Annotated in this window: 16 protein-coding genes; 7 read left to right on the plus strand and 9 right to left on the minus strand. The window is 65.1% G+C overall.

Annotated features, from left to right (window positions below):
* Positions 1-123 precede the first annotated feature (123 nt).
* The gene (acnA, locus tag ACFOMH_RS12295; protein ID WP_377744780.1) at positions 124-2,892 is read left to right on the plus strand and encodes an aconitate hydratase AcnA; all 2,769 of its coding nucleotides are present in this window, start codon (positions 124-126) and stop codon (positions 2,890-2,892) included.
* A gap of 95 nt (positions 2,893-2,987) precedes the next feature.
* Here acnA and ACFOMH_RS12300 read toward each other — a convergent pair whose 3' ends face one another.
* On the minus strand, positions 2,988-3,791 hold the full coding sequence (locus ACFOMH_RS12300) for a hypothetical protein (protein ID WP_377744781.1): 804 nt from the start codon (positions 3,789-3,791) through the stop codon (positions 2,988-2,990).
* A gap of 189 nt (positions 3,792-3,980) precedes the next feature.
* The gene (gene rpsD / locus ACFOMH_RS12305; RefSeq protein ID WP_374424366.1) at positions 3,981-4,601 is read right to left on the minus strand and encodes a 30S ribosomal protein S4; all 621 of its coding nucleotides are present in this window, start codon (positions 4,599-4,601) and stop codon (positions 3,981-3,983) included.
* 212 nt (positions 4,602-4,813) lie between these two features.
* Here rpsD and ACFOMH_RS12310 point away from each other — a divergent pair, with 212 nt between their 5' ends.
* The 5 genes from ACFOMH_RS12310 to ACFOMH_RS12330 all read left to right on the plus strand — a co-directional run bounded on the left by ACFOMH_RS12310 (position 4,814) and on the right by ACFOMH_RS12330 (position 8,732).
* Positions 4,814-5,188, plus strand: a complete 375-nt coding sequence (locus ACFOMH_RS12310) for a HesB/IscA family protein (RefSeq protein WP_374424367.1) — start codon at positions 4,814-4,816, stop codon at positions 5,186-5,188.
* A gap of 126 nt (positions 5,189-5,314) precedes the next feature.
* Positions 5,315-6,058: a triose-phosphate isomerase gene (gene tpiA, locus ACFOMH_RS12315; RefSeq protein ID WP_377744784.1), complete on the plus strand. Its 744-nt coding sequence runs from the start codon at positions 5,315-5,317 to the stop codon at positions 6,056-6,058.
* Positions 6,059-6,202: 144 nt separating this feature from the next.
* On the plus strand, positions 6,203-7,264 hold the full coding sequence (locus tag ACFOMH_RS12320; RefSeq protein WP_377744786.1) for a methionine ABC transporter ATP-binding protein: 1,062 nt from the start codon (positions 6,203-6,205) through the stop codon (positions 7,262-7,264).
* Complete coding sequence (locus tag ACFOMH_RS12325) at positions 7,254-7,928, plus strand: methionine ABC transporter permease (RefSeq protein ID WP_374424372.1); 675 nt, start codon at positions 7,254-7,256, stop codon at positions 7,926-7,928. Before ACFOMH_RS12320 ends, ACFOMH_RS12325 begins: the two co-directional genes overlap by 11 nt.
* 21 nt (positions 7,929-7,949) lie before the next feature.
* A complete protein-coding gene (locus ACFOMH_RS12330; RefSeq protein WP_377744788.1) occupies positions 7,950-8,732 on the plus strand; it encodes a MetQ/NlpA family ABC transporter substrate-binding protein in 783 nt (260 codons plus the stop codon).
* An 84-nt stretch (positions 8,733-8,816) separates the two neighbouring features.
* Here ACFOMH_RS12330 and ACFOMH_RS12335 read toward each other — a convergent pair whose 3' ends face one another.
* Entirely contained in the window at positions 8,817-10,319 is a 1,503-nt protein-coding gene (locus ACFOMH_RS12335) for an acetyl-CoA hydrolase/transferase family protein (protein WP_377744790.1), read from the minus strand.
* Between the two features lie 168 nt (positions 10,320-10,487).
* On the minus strand, positions 10,488-10,919 hold the full coding sequence (locus tag ACFOMH_RS12340) for a DoxX family protein (protein ID WP_374424378.1): 432 nt from the start codon (positions 10,917-10,919) through the stop codon (positions 10,488-10,490).
* Positions 10,920-11,026: 107 nt separating this feature from the next.
* On the opposite strand from ACFOMH_RS12340, the gene ACFOMH_RS12345 reads away from it, so the two are divergent.
* Positions 11,027-11,941: a LysR family transcriptional regulator gene (locus ACFOMH_RS12345; RefSeq protein WP_377744791.1), complete on the plus strand. Its 915-nt coding sequence runs from the start codon at positions 11,027-11,029 to the stop codon at positions 11,939-11,941.
* Here ACFOMH_RS12345 and ACFOMH_RS12350 read toward each other — a convergent pair.
* The 5 genes from ACFOMH_RS12350 to thrC all read right to left on the minus strand — a co-directional run bounded on the left by ACFOMH_RS12350 (position 11,868) and on the right by thrC (position 17,522).
* Entirely contained in the window at positions 11,868-13,307 is a 1,440-nt protein-coding gene (locus ACFOMH_RS12350) for an FAD-binding oxidoreductase (protein WP_377744793.1), read from the minus strand. The genes ACFOMH_RS12345 and ACFOMH_RS12350 overlap by 74 nt on opposite strands.
* Before the next feature lie 176 nt (positions 13,308-13,483).
* Positions 13,484-14,203, minus strand: coding sequence for a hypothetical protein (locus ACFOMH_RS12355; protein WP_377744795.1), 720 nt, complete (start codon positions 14,201-14,203; stop codon positions 13,484-13,486).
* Between the two features lie 84 nt (positions 14,204-14,287).
* Positions 14,288-14,872, minus strand: a complete 585-nt coding sequence (locus ACFOMH_RS12360) for a GNAT family N-acetyltransferase (RefSeq protein WP_374424507.1) — start codon at positions 14,870-14,872, stop codon at positions 14,288-14,290.
* Complete coding sequence (locus tag ACFOMH_RS12365; protein WP_377744797.1) at positions 14,872-16,137, minus strand: M16 family metallopeptidase; 1,266 nt, start codon at positions 16,135-16,137, stop codon at positions 14,872-14,874. The genes ACFOMH_RS12360 and ACFOMH_RS12365 overlap by 1 nt, the downstream gene beginning before the upstream one ends.
* Positions 16,134-17,522, minus strand: a complete 1,389-nt coding sequence (gene thrC, locus ACFOMH_RS12370) for a threonine synthase (protein WP_377744798.1) — start codon at positions 17,520-17,522, stop codon at positions 16,134-16,136. Before thrC ends, ACFOMH_RS12365 begins: the two co-directional genes overlap by 4 nt.
* Positions 17,523-17,524 lie beyond the last annotated feature (2 nt).

Genomic DNA, 17,524 nt, shown 5'->3' on the forward strand with positions numbered 1-17,524 from the left:
GCAATTTTCCGGCATACCATTGCATACAACACCGGCCCGCCCTTGATCCGATACCGGAAAACGGGCACATGGGCCGGGCGATACGCCATTCAGCCACCTTCACAAGGGACCAGGGAGCCGAGCATGCCCATCGAAACCGGAACCGATACCGCCAAGACCCGCCGCGAGCTGAAGGTCGGCGCCAAGGATTACGCCTATTACTCGATCGAGGCCGCGACCCAGGCCGGTCTTGGCGATTTCTCGAAACTGCCCGCCTCGCTGAAAGTCGTGCTGGAAAACCTGCTGCGCTATGAGGATGGCGGCCGCACCGTCAGCACCGAGGATATCAAGGCCTTTGCCGAATGGGCGCAAAAGGGCGGCCAGAACCCGCGCGAGATCGCCTATCGCCCGGCTCGCGTGCTGATGCAGGATTTCACCGGCGTTCCGGCCGTGGTGGACCTGGCCGCGATGCGCGACGGCATCAAGGCGCTGGGTGGCGACGCACAGAAAATCAACCCGCTGAACCCCGTCGATCTGGTCATCGACCACTCGGTCATGATCGACGAATTCGGCACCCCCCGCGCCTTCCAGAAGAACGTCGAGCTGGAATATGAGCGCAACATGGAGCGTTACACCTTTCTGAAATGGGGTCAGAACGCGTTCAACAACTTCCGCGTGGTGCCGCCCGGCACCGGCATCTGTCACCAGGTGAACCTTGAATACCTGGCCCAGACCGTCTGGACCGACAAGGACCAGAACGGCACCGAGATCGCCTATCCCGACACGCTGGTCGGCACCGACAGCCACACCACCATGGTCAACGGCCTTGCCGTTCTGGGCTGGGGCGTCGGCGGCATCGAGGCCGAGGCCGCGATGCTGGGTCAGCCGATTTCGATGCTGATCCCCGAGGTCGTCGGCTTCAAGATCACCGGCGCGCTGCGCGAGGGCGTGACCGCCACCGACCTGGTGCTCAAGGTCGTGCAGATGCTGCGCAAGCATGGCGTGGTCGGCAAATTCGTCGAATTCTATGGCGAAGGCCTTGACCACATGCCGCTGGCCGACCGTGCGACCATCGCCAACATGGCCCCCGAATACGGCGCCACCTGCGGCTTTTTCCCGATCGACAACGAAACCCTGCGCTATCTGCGTCAGACCGGCCGCGACGAGGACCGCATCGCGCTGGTCGAGGCTTATGCGAAACAGAACGGCTTCTGGCGCGGCGCCGATTACGCGCCGGTCTATTCCTCGACGCTGGAACTGGATCAGGGCGACGTCGTCCCCGCCATCTCGGGCCCGAAACGCCCGCAGGATCACGTCGCGCTGACCGACTCGGCCTTTGAGTTCCGGAAATACATCTGCGACACCCGCAAGCTGCCCACGCCCGAGCGCATTGGCCGCAGCTGGGCCACCGATGGCGGCGCCCCCGCCCCCGGCGACCTGCCCGGCCATCACGAAGGCTATAAATCCGGCGCCGTCGAGGGCGAGGATTACAAGCTGCATGACGGCTCGGTGGTGATCGCCTCGATCACCAGCTGCACCAACACCTCGAACCCCTATGTGCTGATGGCCGCGGGCCTCGTCGCCCGCAAGGCGCGCGCGCTTGGCCTGACCCGCAAACCCTGGGTGAAAACCTCGCTCGCGCCCGGATCGCAGGTGGTCGAGGAATATCTGAAAGCCGCCAACCTTCAGGAGGATCTGGACGCGCTCGGCTTCAACCTGGTCGGTTTCGGCTGCACCACCTGTATCGGCAACTCCGGCCCCCTGCAGACGGAAATCTCGAAATCGATCAACGAAAACGATCTGGTCGCGGTCTCGGTCCTGTCGGGCAACCGCAACTTTGAAGGCCGGATCTCGCCCGACGTGCGCGCCAACTATCTGGCCAGCCCGCCGCTGGTCGTGGCCTATGCGATCGCCGGCGACATGAATATCGACCTGACCAGCGAGCCGATCGGCACCGGCAAAGACGGCAAGCCCGTGTTCCTGAAAGACATCTGGCCGACCTCGAAAGAAGTCGCCGATCTGGTCGACACCATCGTCACCCGCGAGATGTTCCAGTCGAAATATGCCGATGTCTTCAAGGGCGACGAGCGCTGGCAGGGCGTCGAGGTGACCGACAGCGAAACCTATGACTGGCCGGCCAGCTCGACCTATATCCAGAACCCGCCCTATTTCCAGGGCATGGGCAAGGACAAGGGCGCGATCCACAATATCCACGGCGCCCGCGTGCTGGCGCTTCTGGGCGACATGATCACCACCGACCACATCAGCCCGGCCGGTTCCTTCAAGCCGACGACCCCCGCCGGGGTCTATCTGACCGAGCGTCAGGTCGCGCCCAAGGACTTCAACAGCTACGGCTCGCGCCGGGGCAACCACGAAGTGATGATGCGCGGCACCTTCGCCAATATCCGCATCAAGAACGAGATGCTGGACGGCGTAGAGGGCGGCTATACAACCGGCCCCGACGGCAAGCAAAGCTCGATCTATGACGCCGCCATGGCCTATCAGGCCGCCGGCATCCCGCTGATCGTGGTGGGCGGCATCGAATACGGCGCCGGCTCGTCGCGCGACTGGGCGGCCAAGGGCACGAACCTGCTGGGCGTCAAGGCGGTCATCGCGGAATCGTTCGAACGTATCCACCGCTCGAACCTGGTCGGCATGGGCGTCATCCCGTTCGAATTCACGGGTGGCGACAACCGCAAGACGCTGGGCCTGAAAGGCACCGAGGTGATTTCGATCGACGGGCTCGAAGGCGACTTCAAGCCGCTGTCGCTGGTCGATGCGACGATCAAATATGCCGACGGCTCGGAAAAGAAGATCAAGCTGAAAGCCCGCGTCGATACCGAGGTCGAGATCGAATATCTCGAAAACGGCGGCGTGCTGCATTACGTGCTGCGCAATCTGGCCAAAGCCTGATCCACAGGCCACGACAAACAGAAAACCCCGGCAAATGCCGGGGTTTTTTCATTTCAGACCGGTGCTTTAGCGCCCCGGCACGGGCATGGCCGCGCCTATTCCTCGGCGCAATACCACATGCTGCCGCCAACCGCGGCGGTCCCGATCACCATCGAGCCCACCGCCACCGGCGAGGCGGCGATCCCCGCAGCGGCGGCCCCCGCCGCCTCAAGCGTTCCGACCATCTGACCCGAGGTCGCCGCCAGAATCGTCGCGCCGGGCCGCTGGGTCACGGCGTCATAGCCCGCGATGGCAAGCGCATTGGCATTGCGGAACGTGGCCGCCCGCGCGCCATTCACCCGCTCGCAAAAGGTCTTGCGACACAGGGCATTGCCTTTGCGCGGCCCGATCTGCGCACCGATATAGGTGTCGTTGGCCTTGTCCCACAGCAGGCAATAGCTGCCGTCATCGGCCATCTGGTTGCGGCGCAGGATCTCGCGCAACGTAACATAGCCGGGACAGCTGATCCGCCCCCAGCCGGAAAAATTCTTCTCGATCCGGCCGACATTCTGGCGGAATTCATCGTCACGAACATAGTTGACCTCGGTCCTTTCGCCCGAAAGCGACGTCTCGCAGGTCCAAAGCCGTTCATCCCGACGCGGGCCATCCGCCGGCGGTGCGGCAGGTTCGGCCACCTGCGCGGCTGGCGCGGGCGCGTCGTCCACAGGGGCATCCGCCACCTCGGGTGCCGCCGCCGCATCTTCGGCCGGAACCGGCGCGGGCGCCTGCGCCACCGGGCTTTCCACCACATCCGACGCCGCATCTGATGCCACATCCGGCACCACCGCCGCATCCTCGGCCAGAACCGGCGCCGCCATCCCCAAGGCCCCGACCAGAATCACCGCCCACGCCCGCATCATCGTCTCCATACCATTTCCGGCGGCATCATTCCCGCAAGCACAACCGCCATGCAAGCCACCGCTCCCGGCATTTCCCGAATGTGAACGGCCGGGCTTTCTTCTTCATCCAAATATCCAAACCGACCGCGCCACATGCGAAAAAGCCGCCCCCGAAGGGACGGCCCTGAAATCCGCGTGATCCCGAAAGGATCAGTTCTTGGCGTAGAATTCGACGACCAGGTTCGGTTCCATCTGCACGGCATAGGGCACATCGCCCAGAACCGGGGTACGCACGAAGGTCGCGGTCATCTTGTTGTGGTCGACTTCCAGATAGTCGGGCACGTCGCGCTCGGCCGAACCCACGGCTTCCAGCACGATGGCCAGCTGCTTGGAACGGTCACGGACGGCGACCACATCGCCTTCCTTGACGCGATAGGACGCGATGTTCACGCGCTTGCCGTTCACGGTCACATGGCCGTGGTTCACGAACTGGCGGGCGGCAAAGATGGTCGGAACGAATTTGGCGCGATAGATCACCGCGTCCAGACGACGCTCCAGCAGGCCGACCAGGTTCTCACCGGTATCGCCCTTGACGCGCTCGGCCTCGGCATAGATGCGGCGGAACTGTTTCTCGGTCAGATCGCCGTAATAGCCCTTGAGCTTCTGCTTGGCGCGCAGCTGGGTGCCGAAATCCGACAGCTTGCCCTTGCGGCGCTGACCGTGCTGGCCGGGGCCATATTCGCGGCGGTTGATCGGGGACTTGGCGCGGCCCCAGATGTTTTCGCCCATGCGGCGGTCGATCTTGTACTTGGCAGCGGTGCGTTTGGTCATCGCTGATCTCCTTCTTTATGTTATGTTCTCGAAGGGCGTTGTCCTTTGGCATAATGCCCGACAGGATTCCCCTTGCGGGGGCCACCAACACCAACAGAAGCGGCGCTTATAGCCACCCCGCGACCAGAGTCAAGCACCCCTCTGCCCCACCGGGGCTTGAGCATGGCGCGCCATGTTCCTATGTGTTGATCAGCGAACAGGAAAGACCCGCGATGTTTTCGATCCCCGGCAAATCCCCCGTCACCATCACGCCCTCGGCCGAACGCCAGATTGCGACCCTGATGGCCGCGAAATCCGCCCAGGGGCTGCGCATCGGCCTTAAGAAGGGCGGCTGCGCCGGCATGGAATACACGATGGAGCTGACCGATGCGGCCCAGCCCGGCGACGAGGTTGTCGAACAGGGCGCGGCCCGGGTGCTGATCGCGCCCACGGCGCAGATGTTCCTGTTCGGGACCGAAATCGACTATGAAACCGGGTTGCTGGAATCCGGCTTCAAGTTTCGCAACCCCAATGTCACCGACAGCTGCGGCTGCGGCGAATCCGTCAGCTTCGCCCCCCTCGAAGGCTCGCGCGCCCAGCAATCCTGAGCGGCCCCCGAAAGATCCCGCCCCCGGATTTTTTCGCTGGTTTTTCGCCCAATCCGCGACAGCGGCCTTGATCGCCCATGCCCTGCGGCATAATCCATCCCCGACCAAACCCATGGGAGGGACGAGATGGCCCCGCAGAAACTTGCCGCCGGCAATTGGAAGATGAACGGAACCCTGGCATCGCTGGCCGAAATCGACCGGCTGATCGCGGATCATCCCACCCCCGGCTGCGACGTGCTGATCTGTCCGCCCGCCACTCTGATCCATGCCATGGCCGCGCGCGCCGGCACGGCGCTTGCCGTCGGCGGTCAGGATTGCCATGCGAAAGCTTCGGGCGCCCATACCGGCGACATCGCTGCCGCCGAACTGAAAGATGCCGGCGCCAGCCATGTGATCCTGGGCCATTCCGAACGCCGCACCGATCATCATGAAACCGATGCCGAGGTGCTGGCGAAATCGCAGGCCGCCCATGAGGCCGGCCTGATCGCCGTCATCTGCGTCGGCGAAACCGAAGCCCAGCGCGACGCCGGCCAGACGCTGGACGTGATCGCGGCCCAGCTGGCCGGATCGGTCCCCGATGGCGCGCGTGCCGCCAACACCGTGATCGCCTATGAACCGGTCTGGGCCATCGGCACCGGCCGCACCCCCACCAACGACCAGATCGCCGAAGTCCATGCCCGCATGCGCGCGCTGTTGACCGCCCGCTTCGCCGATGGCGCGGATATGGCGCTGCTCTATGGCGGTTCGGTCAAGCCCGGGAATGCGGCGGAAATTTTCGCCATCCCGCATGTGAACGGCGCGCTGGTCGGCGGCGCCAGCCTCAAGGCCGTCGATTTCGGTCCCATCGTCGCGGCGCTTTCCGCCGCATAATTACGACGAAAAAGAACGTCATTCCATTCCCGGTCCGGCGCATGGAATGACGTTGTCGCTCTGCGGCCCCCGCCCCCCTTGCAATGCCCCCCTTGGCGGGCATAGGTCACGCCTGACATTCAGGACGGGACACGGAACACGGCCATGGCAGAGCCGGCAATTTCATTTCAGGGCGTGACGCGCCGCTATCCGCAAAAGGACGGCGCGACACGCGATGGCGGCGATTTCCTTGCCCTTCAGGATGTCTGGCTGGATGTGCCCCAGGGCGCGGTGACCGGGGTCATCGGCCGTTCGGGGGCCGGCAAATCGACGCTTTTGCGCATGGTCAACGGGCTGGAACGCCCAAGCGCCGGCAAGGTCATCGTCAATGACCGCGATGTCGGCGCGGCCAGCGACGCCCAGCTGCGCGCGATCCGGCGCGAAGTCGGCATGATCTTTCAGCATTTCAACCTGCTCGCCTCGCGCACGGTCGCGGAAAACATCGCCCTGCCGCTGGAAATCGCGGGCGAGGCCCCGGCCCGCATCGCGCCCCGCGTGGCCGAGCTGATCGAGCGCGTCGGCCTTGGCGCACAGGCCAACCGCTATCCGGCGGAACTGTCGGGCGGCCAGAAACAGCGCGTCGGCATCGCCCGGGCGCTGGCCACCGGCCCGCGCGTGCTTTTGTCCGACGAGGCGACATCGGCGCTGGACCCCGACACCACCCGGCAGGTGCTGGCGCTTTTACAGGACATCAACCGCGATCTTGGCCTGACCATCCTGCTGATCACCCATGAAATGGGCGTGGTGCGCGACATTTGCAGCCATGTCGCGGTGATCGAGGCCGGCCGCATCGTCGAGGCGGGCGAAACCTATACCGTCTTTTCACGCCCTGCCCACGCCACCACCCGCTCGTTCCTGCAAGGCGTCACCGGGGTCGCGGTGCCGCATTTCATCGCCGGCCAGCTGGGCGACACCCCGCAAGGCATCAAGGCCGAGGCGGTGGTGCAGGTCACCTTCACCGGCCGCCACGCCACCGACCCGATGCTGGCGCGCCTGACCGCCGAACGCGGCGTCAGCGTCAATATCCTTGCCGGCGCGATCGAGGAAATCGGCGACCAGCCTTTCGGCAGCCTGATCGTCGGCCTGCCCGCCGGCCGGCTGGACGAGTCGCGCCGCTTTCTTGAATACCATGGGCTGATGACCGAGGTGCTTGGCTATGTCGGCTAACCTGATCCCGATCCTGTGGGAATCGACCCTGCAAACGCTCTATATGGTGGCCATGGCCACGGTTCTCGGCACGCTGATCGGCGCGCCGCTGGGCATCTTTCTGGCCACATCGCGCCGGGGCGAATTGCTGTCGGCGCCGATCCTGAACACGGTGCTGGGCCTGATCGTGAATGCCGCGCGCTCGACCCCCTTCATCATTCTGGTCGTCGCGATCATCCCGCTGACGCGGCTGATCGCCGGCACCTCGATCGGCACCACGGCGGCCATCGTGCCCCTGACCATCGCCAGCGCCCCCTTTATTGCCCGCCTCATCGAGACCGCCATCCGCGAGGTCGATGCCGGCCTGATCGAGGCCGCCCGCGCCATGGGTGCAGCCCCCTTTCAGATCGTGCGCAAGGTGCTGATCCCCGAGGCGATGCCCGGCATCATCCTTGGCCTGACGCTCGCCGTGGTCAGCCTGATCGGCTATTCGGCCATGGTCGGCGCGGTCGGCGGCGGCGGCCTTGGCGATCTGGGCATCCGCTACGGCTATCAACGCTTCATGCCCGAGGTGATGCTGGCCGTGGTGGTGATCCTGATCCTGCTGGTGCAGGCGGTCCAGAGCTGCGGCGAATGGATCGCATCCCGCTTTGACAAACGCGCGCCCCGCAACCGGGGCCGGTAAGCAAGCATGAAAGGACAAAACATGCGCAAACTCAGCCTTATCGCATTGGTCTCATCGCTGGCGCTTGCCGCTGGCATGGCCTCGGCCGAGGATATCAAGGTCGGCGTCTCGGTCGGCGAACATGCCGAGATCATGGAACAGGTGGCCAAGGTCGCCGAAACCAAGGGCCTGAACATCGACATCATCGAATTCACCGATTACGTCGTGCCCAATCAGGCGCTGAACGATGGCGACCTGAATGCCAACAGCTTCCAGCACCAGCCCTATCTGGACAACCAGATCAAGGATCGCGGCTTTGAACTGGTCTCGGTCGCCAAGACCATCACCACGCCGATGGGCGTCTATTCCGACAAGCTGAAATCTCTCGACGAGCTGCCCGAAGGCGCCAAGATCGCGATCCCGAACGACCCGACCAATGGCGGCCGCGCGCTGCTGCTGCTGGCCGATAAGGGCGTGATCGCGCTGGCCGATGGGGTAGGCCTGTCGCCGACGCCGCTCGATGTGACCGAAAACGCCAAAAAGGTCGAATTCCTCGAACTCGACGCCGCCCAGCTGCCGCGCGCGCTGGCCGATGCGGATGTGGCGATCATCAACACCAATTACGCGCTCGAAGCCGGCTTGAACCCGGAAAAGGACGCCATCGCCATCGAGAATGCCGAAAGCCCCTATGCCAACGTGATCGTGGTCCGCAAAGGCGACGAAAACGCCGACTGGACCAAGACGCTGATCGAGGCCTATCACTCGCCCGAGGTCAAGAAATACATCCAGGACAAATATACGGGCGCCGTCATCCCCGCCTGGTGATTTTCTTCTTCACATAAATATCCATGCGGCCGCGCCGCACAGAAACGCCCCGCCATTCGCGCGGGGCGTTTCCACATGCCGGCCCTATTGCGGCGCCATCGTCCCCGTGCGGCGCAACCGGTCATGCCAGCTCAGCGCCTCTTCCAGCAGATGCGGCGTATGCCCGCCGCGCGTGACGGCCCGCTCGTAATAATCCGTCAACGCATCGCGCCAGTCCGGGCCCGCGCAATTGGCGATCACGACCCGCGCCCGTTCGCGCGGCGCCAGCCCGCGCAGATCGGCCAGCCCGTGCTCGGTGACCAGAATATCCACGTCATGTTCGGTATGATCGACATGGCTGACCATCGGCACGACCGAGGAAATCCGCCCGCCCTTGGCCGTCGATTTGGTGACAAAGACCGAAAGAAACGCATTCCTCGCGAAATCGCCCGATCCGCCGATCCCGTTCATCATCTGCGTCCCCATGACATGGGTCGAATTCACATTGCCATAGATGTCGAATTCCAGTGCCGTATTGATACAGATCAGGCCAAGCCGCCGTACCACCTCGGGATGGTTCGAGATCTCTTGCGGCCGCAAGAGCAGCTTACCCTTGTAGCTCTCGAACCGCGCCATCACCTCGCGCGCGCGCGCCTCGGACAGGGTGACGGACGAGCCCGAGGCAAAGACCATCTTGCCCGCATCCATCAGGTCGAAGGTCGAATCCTGCAAGACCTCGCTATACATGGTCAGATCGTGAAAGGGGCTGTCGATGAACCCGTGCAGCACCGCATTGGCGATGCTGCCGATCCCGGCCTGCAAGGGATGCAGGTGGTGGGGCATGCGCGAATGCGCGACCTCGTTTTTCAGAAACTCGATCAGATGGCCGGCAATGGCGCGGGTGTCCCCGTCGGGCTGATCCACGGCGGCGGAGCTGTCCTTTTTCGACGAAAACACGATGGCCGCGATCCGTTCGGGCGGCACCGGAATAAACGGAAGGCCGACCCGGCTGTCGGGCGCCACGATGGGGATCGGCATCCGGGTCGGGCGATAGCTGGGGATATAGATGTCGTGCAGCCCCTCCAGCGCCTCGGACTGGCTGGTATTGATCTCGACGATCACCTTTTCGGCCAAAAGCGCAAAGCTCGCCGAATTCCCGACCGAGGTGGTGGGCACGATGCCGCCGGTCTCGGTGATGGCGACGGCCTCGACAATGGCGATATCGATCGGCGCCAGCTGACAGGTGCGCAGCTGTTCGACCGTCTCGCTCAGATGCTGGTCGATATACATGACCTCGCCGGCATTGATGGCCCGGCGCAGACCGGGATCGGACATGAAGGGGATGCGGCGGGCGGTGACATGGGCCTCGGCCAGGATCTTGTCCAGATCGTTGCCCAGCGACGCCCCGGTCATCAGCGTGACTTTCAGCGGCTCGGCCCGGCCCCGCGCCGCCAGCGCAAGCGGCACCGCCTTAGCCTCGCCCGAACGGGTAAAGCCGCTCATCCCCAGCACCATGCCGTCGCGGATCAGCTCTGCGGCCCGGTCGGCACTGGTGACGCGCGCGCGCAAGTCCTTGTGACGAATACGGTTCAGGAATTCCTCGGCCATCGGCGCCCCCTTGCATTGCGGTTGCGGATGCATAGGCCCATTCGCCGGGCGGGACAAATCAAGCCAGCCATGCGCGCAAGGAAAGGCCGGCCCGGGGGCCGGCTTGCGCAGGATCATTGCGCGGACCCATCCGCAGCGGAAACAAGCGCCGGGGCCGCGCGCGGTCGCTTAGCGCCGCCGCGCCAGCGACCAGCCGCCATCCCCCAGAAACGACAGCGCCACCATGACCGCCGCCCAATAGACGGGATATTCCCAGCCGCCGCCCGGATTGCTGAAGGTAAAGCCGTTGCCGGCATGGCCGAACCACGCCGCCCCCAGCAAGGTCGCCGCCAAAAGCAAGGACACCTGCCGCGTGAAAAGCCCAAGGATCAGCGCGATGCCACCCGCGATTTCCAGCGCCATGGTCAGATAGCCCAGCACCCCCGGCAGACCCAGCGACTGAAAATAGCCCGCAGTACCGGCGGGGGTAAAAACGAACAGCTTGATCAGCCCGTGGGTCAGGAAAAACAGACCCGAAATCAGGCGCAGGATCAGGGCCGCGATATCGGCATTGCGCGCCGGATCGGTCGGGGTTGCGGTCAAAAGGCTCATATCGGTCATCCCGGTGATGATGGTGTGATTGTCTTGATGACGCTCAGATAGGGCCTTTTTATTGTCGCGATAATCTGCATATTCGTGGAAATATTGTCGCCATATCGGGGATATTGATGGATCGGATCGACGGGCTGCGCGCCTTTGTCGCGGTGGTGGATTCGGGGTCCTTCACGCGGGCCGGACAGCGGTTGGGCATTTCCAACAAGCTGGTCAGCAAATATGTCGCCGCGCTGGAATCCCAGCAGGGGGTGACGCTGCTCAATCGCACCACGCGGTCGCTGTCCTTGACCCCGGCGGGGACGCGCTATCTGGGCGCGGCGCGGCGCGTCCTGTCGGCGGTCGAGGAACTGGATGCCGAGGCCCGCGCCGAAGAGGGCGCGCTGACCGGCCGGTTGCGGGTGACCGCGCCCGTCACCTTTGGCGAGATGTTCGCAGCCGAGCTGACGCGCGATTTCCTGGCCGATCACCCGGCGCTGAGCATCGACCTGCACCTGACCGACCGCTATGTCGATCTGGCGGGCGAGGGTTTCGATCTGGCGCTGCGCATCGGCGTGCTGGCCGATTCCAGCCTGATCGCGCGCCGGATCGGCATGACCGAAACCTGGGTCGTGGGCAGCCCGGATTACCTGGCCCGGCGCGGCCGGCCGACCCATCCCGACGATCTGCGCCAGCATGAAAACATCCGCGACAGCAATGCCGCGATGCCGCACCGGGCGAGCTTTGTCGTCGCGGGCAAGGTCGTGGGCGTGGCCCTGCCCGGCCGGATCACCGTCAACAGCGCGCAGGCCGTGCGCCGGCTGGTGCTGGCGGGCGACGGGCTGGCGCTGACGCCAAGCTTTGTGGTGGCCGAGGATGTCGCCGCCGGCCGGCTGGAACGGCTCTTGCCCGATTGCGCGGCGCCGATGCTGGACATTCAGGCGCTCTATCTGCCCCAGCCCTTTGTGCCGCCGCGCGTCAGCTCCTATCTGGACCATCTGCGGGCGCGGCTTGGCCCGCTGTTGCAGACAGCACCGCCCCGGGATTCATGATCCCCAGCGGGTCCAGCGCCGTCTTGATCGCCCGCATCGCCGCCAACCGCGCCGGATCGCCCCAGCGGTCCAGTTCTCCGGTCTTGAGCCGGCCGACACCATGCTCGGCCGAGAACGAGCCGCCGCGCGCCACCACCATCTCATGGATCAGATCGGACAGATCCCCGCGCAGCGCGTCGTAATCGCCGCGCACGCGCCCCCTGGCCGGGAACAGGTTGTAATGCAGATTGCCGTCGCCCAGATGCCCGAAACAGTTCACCCGCATATCACCACGCGCCGCCAGCGCCGCGCCGGCATCGCGGATAAAGCCCGCGATTTCCGACAAAGGCAGGCTGATATCATGGCTGGCAATGGCGCCAATCAAGCGGTTCGCCTCGGGGATATGTTCGCGCAAATGCCAGAAATCGGCGGCCTGTTGTCCCGATTGCGCGATCACGCCGCCCAGAACCAGCCCGCGTTCCATCGCATCGCCCAAGAGCCCCTCAAGCGCCGCGGCAGCAGGCAGCCCCTCGGGCAGGCCGACCTCGATCAGCACCGACCACGGCGCGCCCGGCAGTGGCTGGCGGATATCGGGAAGCACCTCGGCCAGAAAGGCGAGGCTTTGCCCCGCGATCAGCTCGAAGGCGGTGACGCCGCCGGCCATGCGCCCCTCGGCCAGCGACAAAAGCGTCAGCGCCGCCTCGGGGCCGGGCACTTGCAACATGGCGACGCCGATATTCGGCGGCGGCACCACCAGACGCAGGCTGACGGCGGTGATGATGCCCAATGTGCCCTCGGCCCCGATCAGCAGGTCGCGCAGGTCATAGCCGGTATTGTCCTTTCTGAGCCGCTTGAGGTCATGGACCACGCGCCCGTCGGGCAGCACCGCCTCGATCCCCAGACAGAGCGCCCGCGCGGTGCCATAGCGCAGCGCGGTAACCCCGCCGGCATTGGTCGAAAGACAGCCCCCGATCGCCGCCGTGCCCTGACTGGCCAGCGATAGCGGGAAAAGCCGCCCCGCCGCATCGGCCGCGTCACGCACCGCTTGCAGGGTCATGCCCGCCTCGGCGATCAGAACGTTTTCCTCGGGCCAGAGGCCGCGCAGCGCGGTCATCCGTTCCAGCGACAGGATCAGCGGCGCCGGCCCCTGTGGCAGGATCTGGCCCCAGACAAGCCCGGTGCCGCCACCGCGCGGCACGATGCCCACCCGCGCCTTGGCGCAGGCGCGGACGATGGCCGCGACCTCGTCGACATTGCGGGGGGCGGCAACCAGCCCGGCCTGTCCGGTCAGACGCCGGCGCGGTTCCTCAAGATAGGCGGGCGTGATCGGGCGCAGCACCCCCTTGGGCAGGCGCGCGGCCAGCGCATCGTCGGCGGGGTTCAGCATGGCGGTCACCTGCGGCTGGGCTAAGGGGCAGTCCCGTCATAGTCGATCCGCGCGGGGCTGAAAACCGCAGCCTCGCCCATCCGTCCTGTCGATCCGCCCTGTCGATCCGCCCCATCGATCCGCTCCGTCGATCCACCCCGTCGATCCGCCTCGCCTCTCTGCCCTGATGCCCCGCCCTAGCCATCCTCGGGAAAGCGCGCGACCAGTTTCGCGGGTCCGTCGCGATAGCCCTCGGGCGCGGTGCCGGGGCCGCTGACCAGAACGCCGAAATTATACACCTCCCAGCAATCGGAGCGGCGGATCGCGATCAGATGGTGCTGAAACATGACCGGCGCGCCGCTGGATTGGGTGCGCTGAACCGACAGGTCGAAACCGCGATTGCCCTTGGCATATTTACTTTCGGGAATGTCGCAGAGCACCTTTTGCAGATCGCTGCCCGGCAGGCCGTTGGGCAATGTGACCGGAATCGCCACATGCACGCCGCCATTCACAAGGTTCAGATGCTGACCATTGGCGTCGTGATAGAAATGCAGCTGGTTCGCATCGTCGCGCGACACCAAAAGCCGGCAGCCGTTCATCGCCCCGGTGCCGACGATGGTGCCGGCCGGGGATCCCATCGGTACCGCCACGCTGCCATAGCCGCCGGTCACATAGGGAAAGTAATAATCGGGCTGCAAGGTCGCGGCGGTCACGGGCATCGCGGTGATCCGGCCGATGCCGCCTTCGCCACCGCCCTGCGTGGTGAACTGGCAAGGCCCGCCCCCCTGTCCCGCAAACTGGCCCAGATCGCAGATGAACCCCTGTCCCTCATCGCCATGTTCGATGCTGCCCGGCGTCGCGCGAAAGGTCGCGAGCGATGGCGCCGTTTCGCCGAAGATCAGTTCATAAAGACCCATGGTGACATCTTCCCGCCGATACGCGGCATCCGTCACCGCAGGCCGAGTATGCCATTTCAACCCAAGGGTGAAAGCGGAATTTCGTTAAATTCCGGCGCCTGTCTTGCCGCGCCGGTCATGGCGCAGGTTCGAATAAAGCACATGGTTGCGCCAGCGGCCGTTGATCTGAAGATAGCTTTGCGCCACGCCTTCATATTTGAAGCCGGCACGCTCCAGAACCCCGCGCGAGGCGGCGTTTTCGGGCAGGCAGGCGGCCTCGATCCGGCTCAGATCCAGCTGGGTAAAGGCGTGGTGGACCAGCGCGCCGATGGCCTCGCGCATATAGCCCTGACGGGCAAAGGGCTGGCCGATCCAATAGCCGATCGTGGCCGATTGCGCCGGGCCGCGGCGGATATTGTCCAGCGTGATCGCGCCCAGAAAGGTGCTGTCGCGGCGGATCAGAAACAGCGGCAGCGCGGTGCCGTTGCGGCTGGCGCGCTGTGCCCAATAGACGCGGTTGGTAAAGCTTTTGCGCGCCAGATGATCGGCCGCCCAGACCGGTTCCCAGGGCGTCAGAAAGGCCCGGCTTTCCACGCGCAGCGCGGTCCAGGGCGCGAAATCGGCCTGAACCGGCAGGCGCAGCACCATCCGTTCGGTTTCCAGTTGCGGCGAACGGCGGCGCGCAAACATCATGCAGCCAGCCTTTCGGCCAACCGGGCCCGCGTCGGCGCCAGCTTGACCGGGCCATACAGCGCCAGCGCCGGACGGGCCGCCGCGATCAGCGCCTCGGCATGGGCGCGGACATCGGCGACGCTGACCGCGTCGATGCGTTCGGCCACCTCGGCCGGATCGGCGATGCGGCCCCAGATGGCCAGCGACCGCGCCATGCGCTCGGCCTGGCCGGTGGGGCTTTCCAGCCCCATCAGCAGCCCGGCCTTGAGCTGGGCGCGGGCGCGGGCGATCTCGGCCTCGGACATGTCCTCGGCGGCGCGCTTGATCTCGTCCACGGTCAGGTTGGCCAGATCGGCGACCTGATCGCCCGAGGTGCCGGCATAGATCGTGACCATGCCGGTATCTTCATGGAAACCGGATTGGGCGAAGATCGAATAGCACAGGCCCCGTTCCTCGCGGATGCGCTGGAACAGGCGCGAGGACATCCCGCCCCCCAGCGCCGAGGTCCAGATCTGCGCGGCATAGAATTCCGGCGACTGATAGCCCGGCCCCTCGAAGGCCAGCGCGAAATGCGCCTGTTCCAGCTTTTTCACCCGGCGCGTTTCGGCACCCTGCCAGCGGGCGGGCACGCGTGCGGTCGCCGCGCGGGGGGCCAGATGGGCAAAGCTTGCCTCGACCTGGCGCAGGATGCGGTCGTGATCGACTGCGCCCGCGGCGGCCACGATCATGCGTTCGGGGCCGTAATGTTCGGCGGTGAACCCGGCCAGATCCTCGCGCGAGAAATGGCTGACGCGTTCGGCCGGGCCAAGGATGGTGCGGCCGATGGGCTGGTCGGGATAGGCCGCCTCTTGCAGCCAGTCAAAGATCACATCGTCGGGCGTGTCCAGCGACTGGCCGATTTCCTGCAAGATGACGCCGCGCTCGACCTCGATCTCGCGCGCGTCGAAAACCGGGTTCAGCACGATATCCGAAATCACGTCCAGCGCCATCGAGACATCGCCCGCCAGCACGCGGACATAATAGCTTGTCACATCGCGCGAGGTATAGGCGTTGATATAGCCGCCGACATTCTCGATCGCCTCGGCGATTTGCAGCGCGCTGCGCGTCGGCGTGCCCTTGAAGGCCATATGCTCAAGGAAATGGGCGATGCCGTTCTGTTCGCTGCGCTCGTCGCGGCCGCCGGCATTCACCCAGATGCCGATGGCTGCGGAATGCAGGCCGGGCATGTCGCGGGTGACGACACGCAGGCCGTTGCTCAGGGTGCTGATGCGGGGTTGGCTCACACTGTTCTCCGTTCAAGGATCAGCGATTTAATCGCATCGGCGTCATTTTCAATACGGGTCACACGCTCATCGCGGTCGAAAAGACCGGCCATATGCGCCGGCAGCGGCGGCCGGATGCCGGTGGCCGCCTCGACCGCATCGGGAAACTTGGCCGGATGCGCGGTCGAAAGGCTGATCATCGGCACGCCGTCGCGCAGATGTTCGCGCGCGACCTTGATCGCCACGGCGGTATGGGGACAGATCACCTCTGCGGTTTCGGCGCGGATGGTGGCGATCATCGCCGATGTCTCATCCTCTGACGCGCGGCCGGCGACGTAAATCTCGCGCAGGTGTTCCAGCGCGCCCTGGCTGATGGTGAAGCCACCCGATTTCAGCTCGTCCATCAGCTGGCTGACCGCAGCGCCGTCGCGGCCGTAAGCCAGCCACAGCGCGCGTTCGAAATTCGAGCTGACCTGAATATCCATGGACGGGCTGATCGAGGGTTCGACCGTGCCGACCCGGTATTCGCCGGTGCCGAGGGCGCGGAACAGGATGTCGTTCTGGTTCGTGGCCACGACCAGACGGCCGATGGGAAGCCCCATCGCCTTGGCAAAGGACCCGGCAAGGACGTCGCCGAAATTCCCGGTCGGCACGGTGAAATCCACCTCGCGCCCCGGTGCGCCAAGGCTGACGGCGGCGGTGAAGTAATAGACGATCTGCGCCAGCACCCGCGCCCAGTTGATCGAATTGACCCCGGCCAGCCCGACCCCGTCGCGGAAATCATGGTCGTTGAACAGATCTTTCAGCCGCGCCTGACAATCGTCGAAGGTGCCATCCACCGCCAGCGCATGGACATTGGCATCCGCGGGCGTGGTCATCTGGCGGCGCTGCACCTCGCTGACGCGGCCATGCGGATACATGATGAACACATCGACATTGGACAGGCCCCGGAACGCCTCGATGGCGGCGGAACCGGTATCGCCCGAGGTCGCGCCAAGGATCGTCACCCGCTTGCCCGATTTCGCCAGCGCAAGCTGGAACAGCTGACCGATCAGCTGCATGGCGAAATCCTTGAAGGCCAGCGTCGGGCCGTGGAACAGCTCAAGCAGATGATGGCCCGGCGCCAGCTGGATCATCGGCGCGCGCGCGACATGATCGAAACCGGCATAGGCGCGGGCGATCGCGCCCCTGAGCTCATCCTGGGTGAAGCTGTCGCCGACAAAGGGGGTGATGACGCGCAGCGCGACCTCTTCATAGCTGAGACCGTCCAGCGCCGCGATCTCGGCGGCGGTAAAGACCGGCACCGTTTCGGGCAGATACAGGCCGCCGTCGCGCGCAAGCCCGGTCATCATCGCCTGTTCGAAGTCCAAGACCGGAGCCCGCCCCCGGGTCGAAACGTAACGCATTG

This window comes from Paracoccus mangrovi, assembly GCF_042648425.1.
Classification (GTDB): domain Bacteria; phylum Pseudomonadota; class Alphaproteobacteria; order Rhodobacterales; family Rhodobacteraceae; genus Paracoccus; species Paracoccus mangrovi.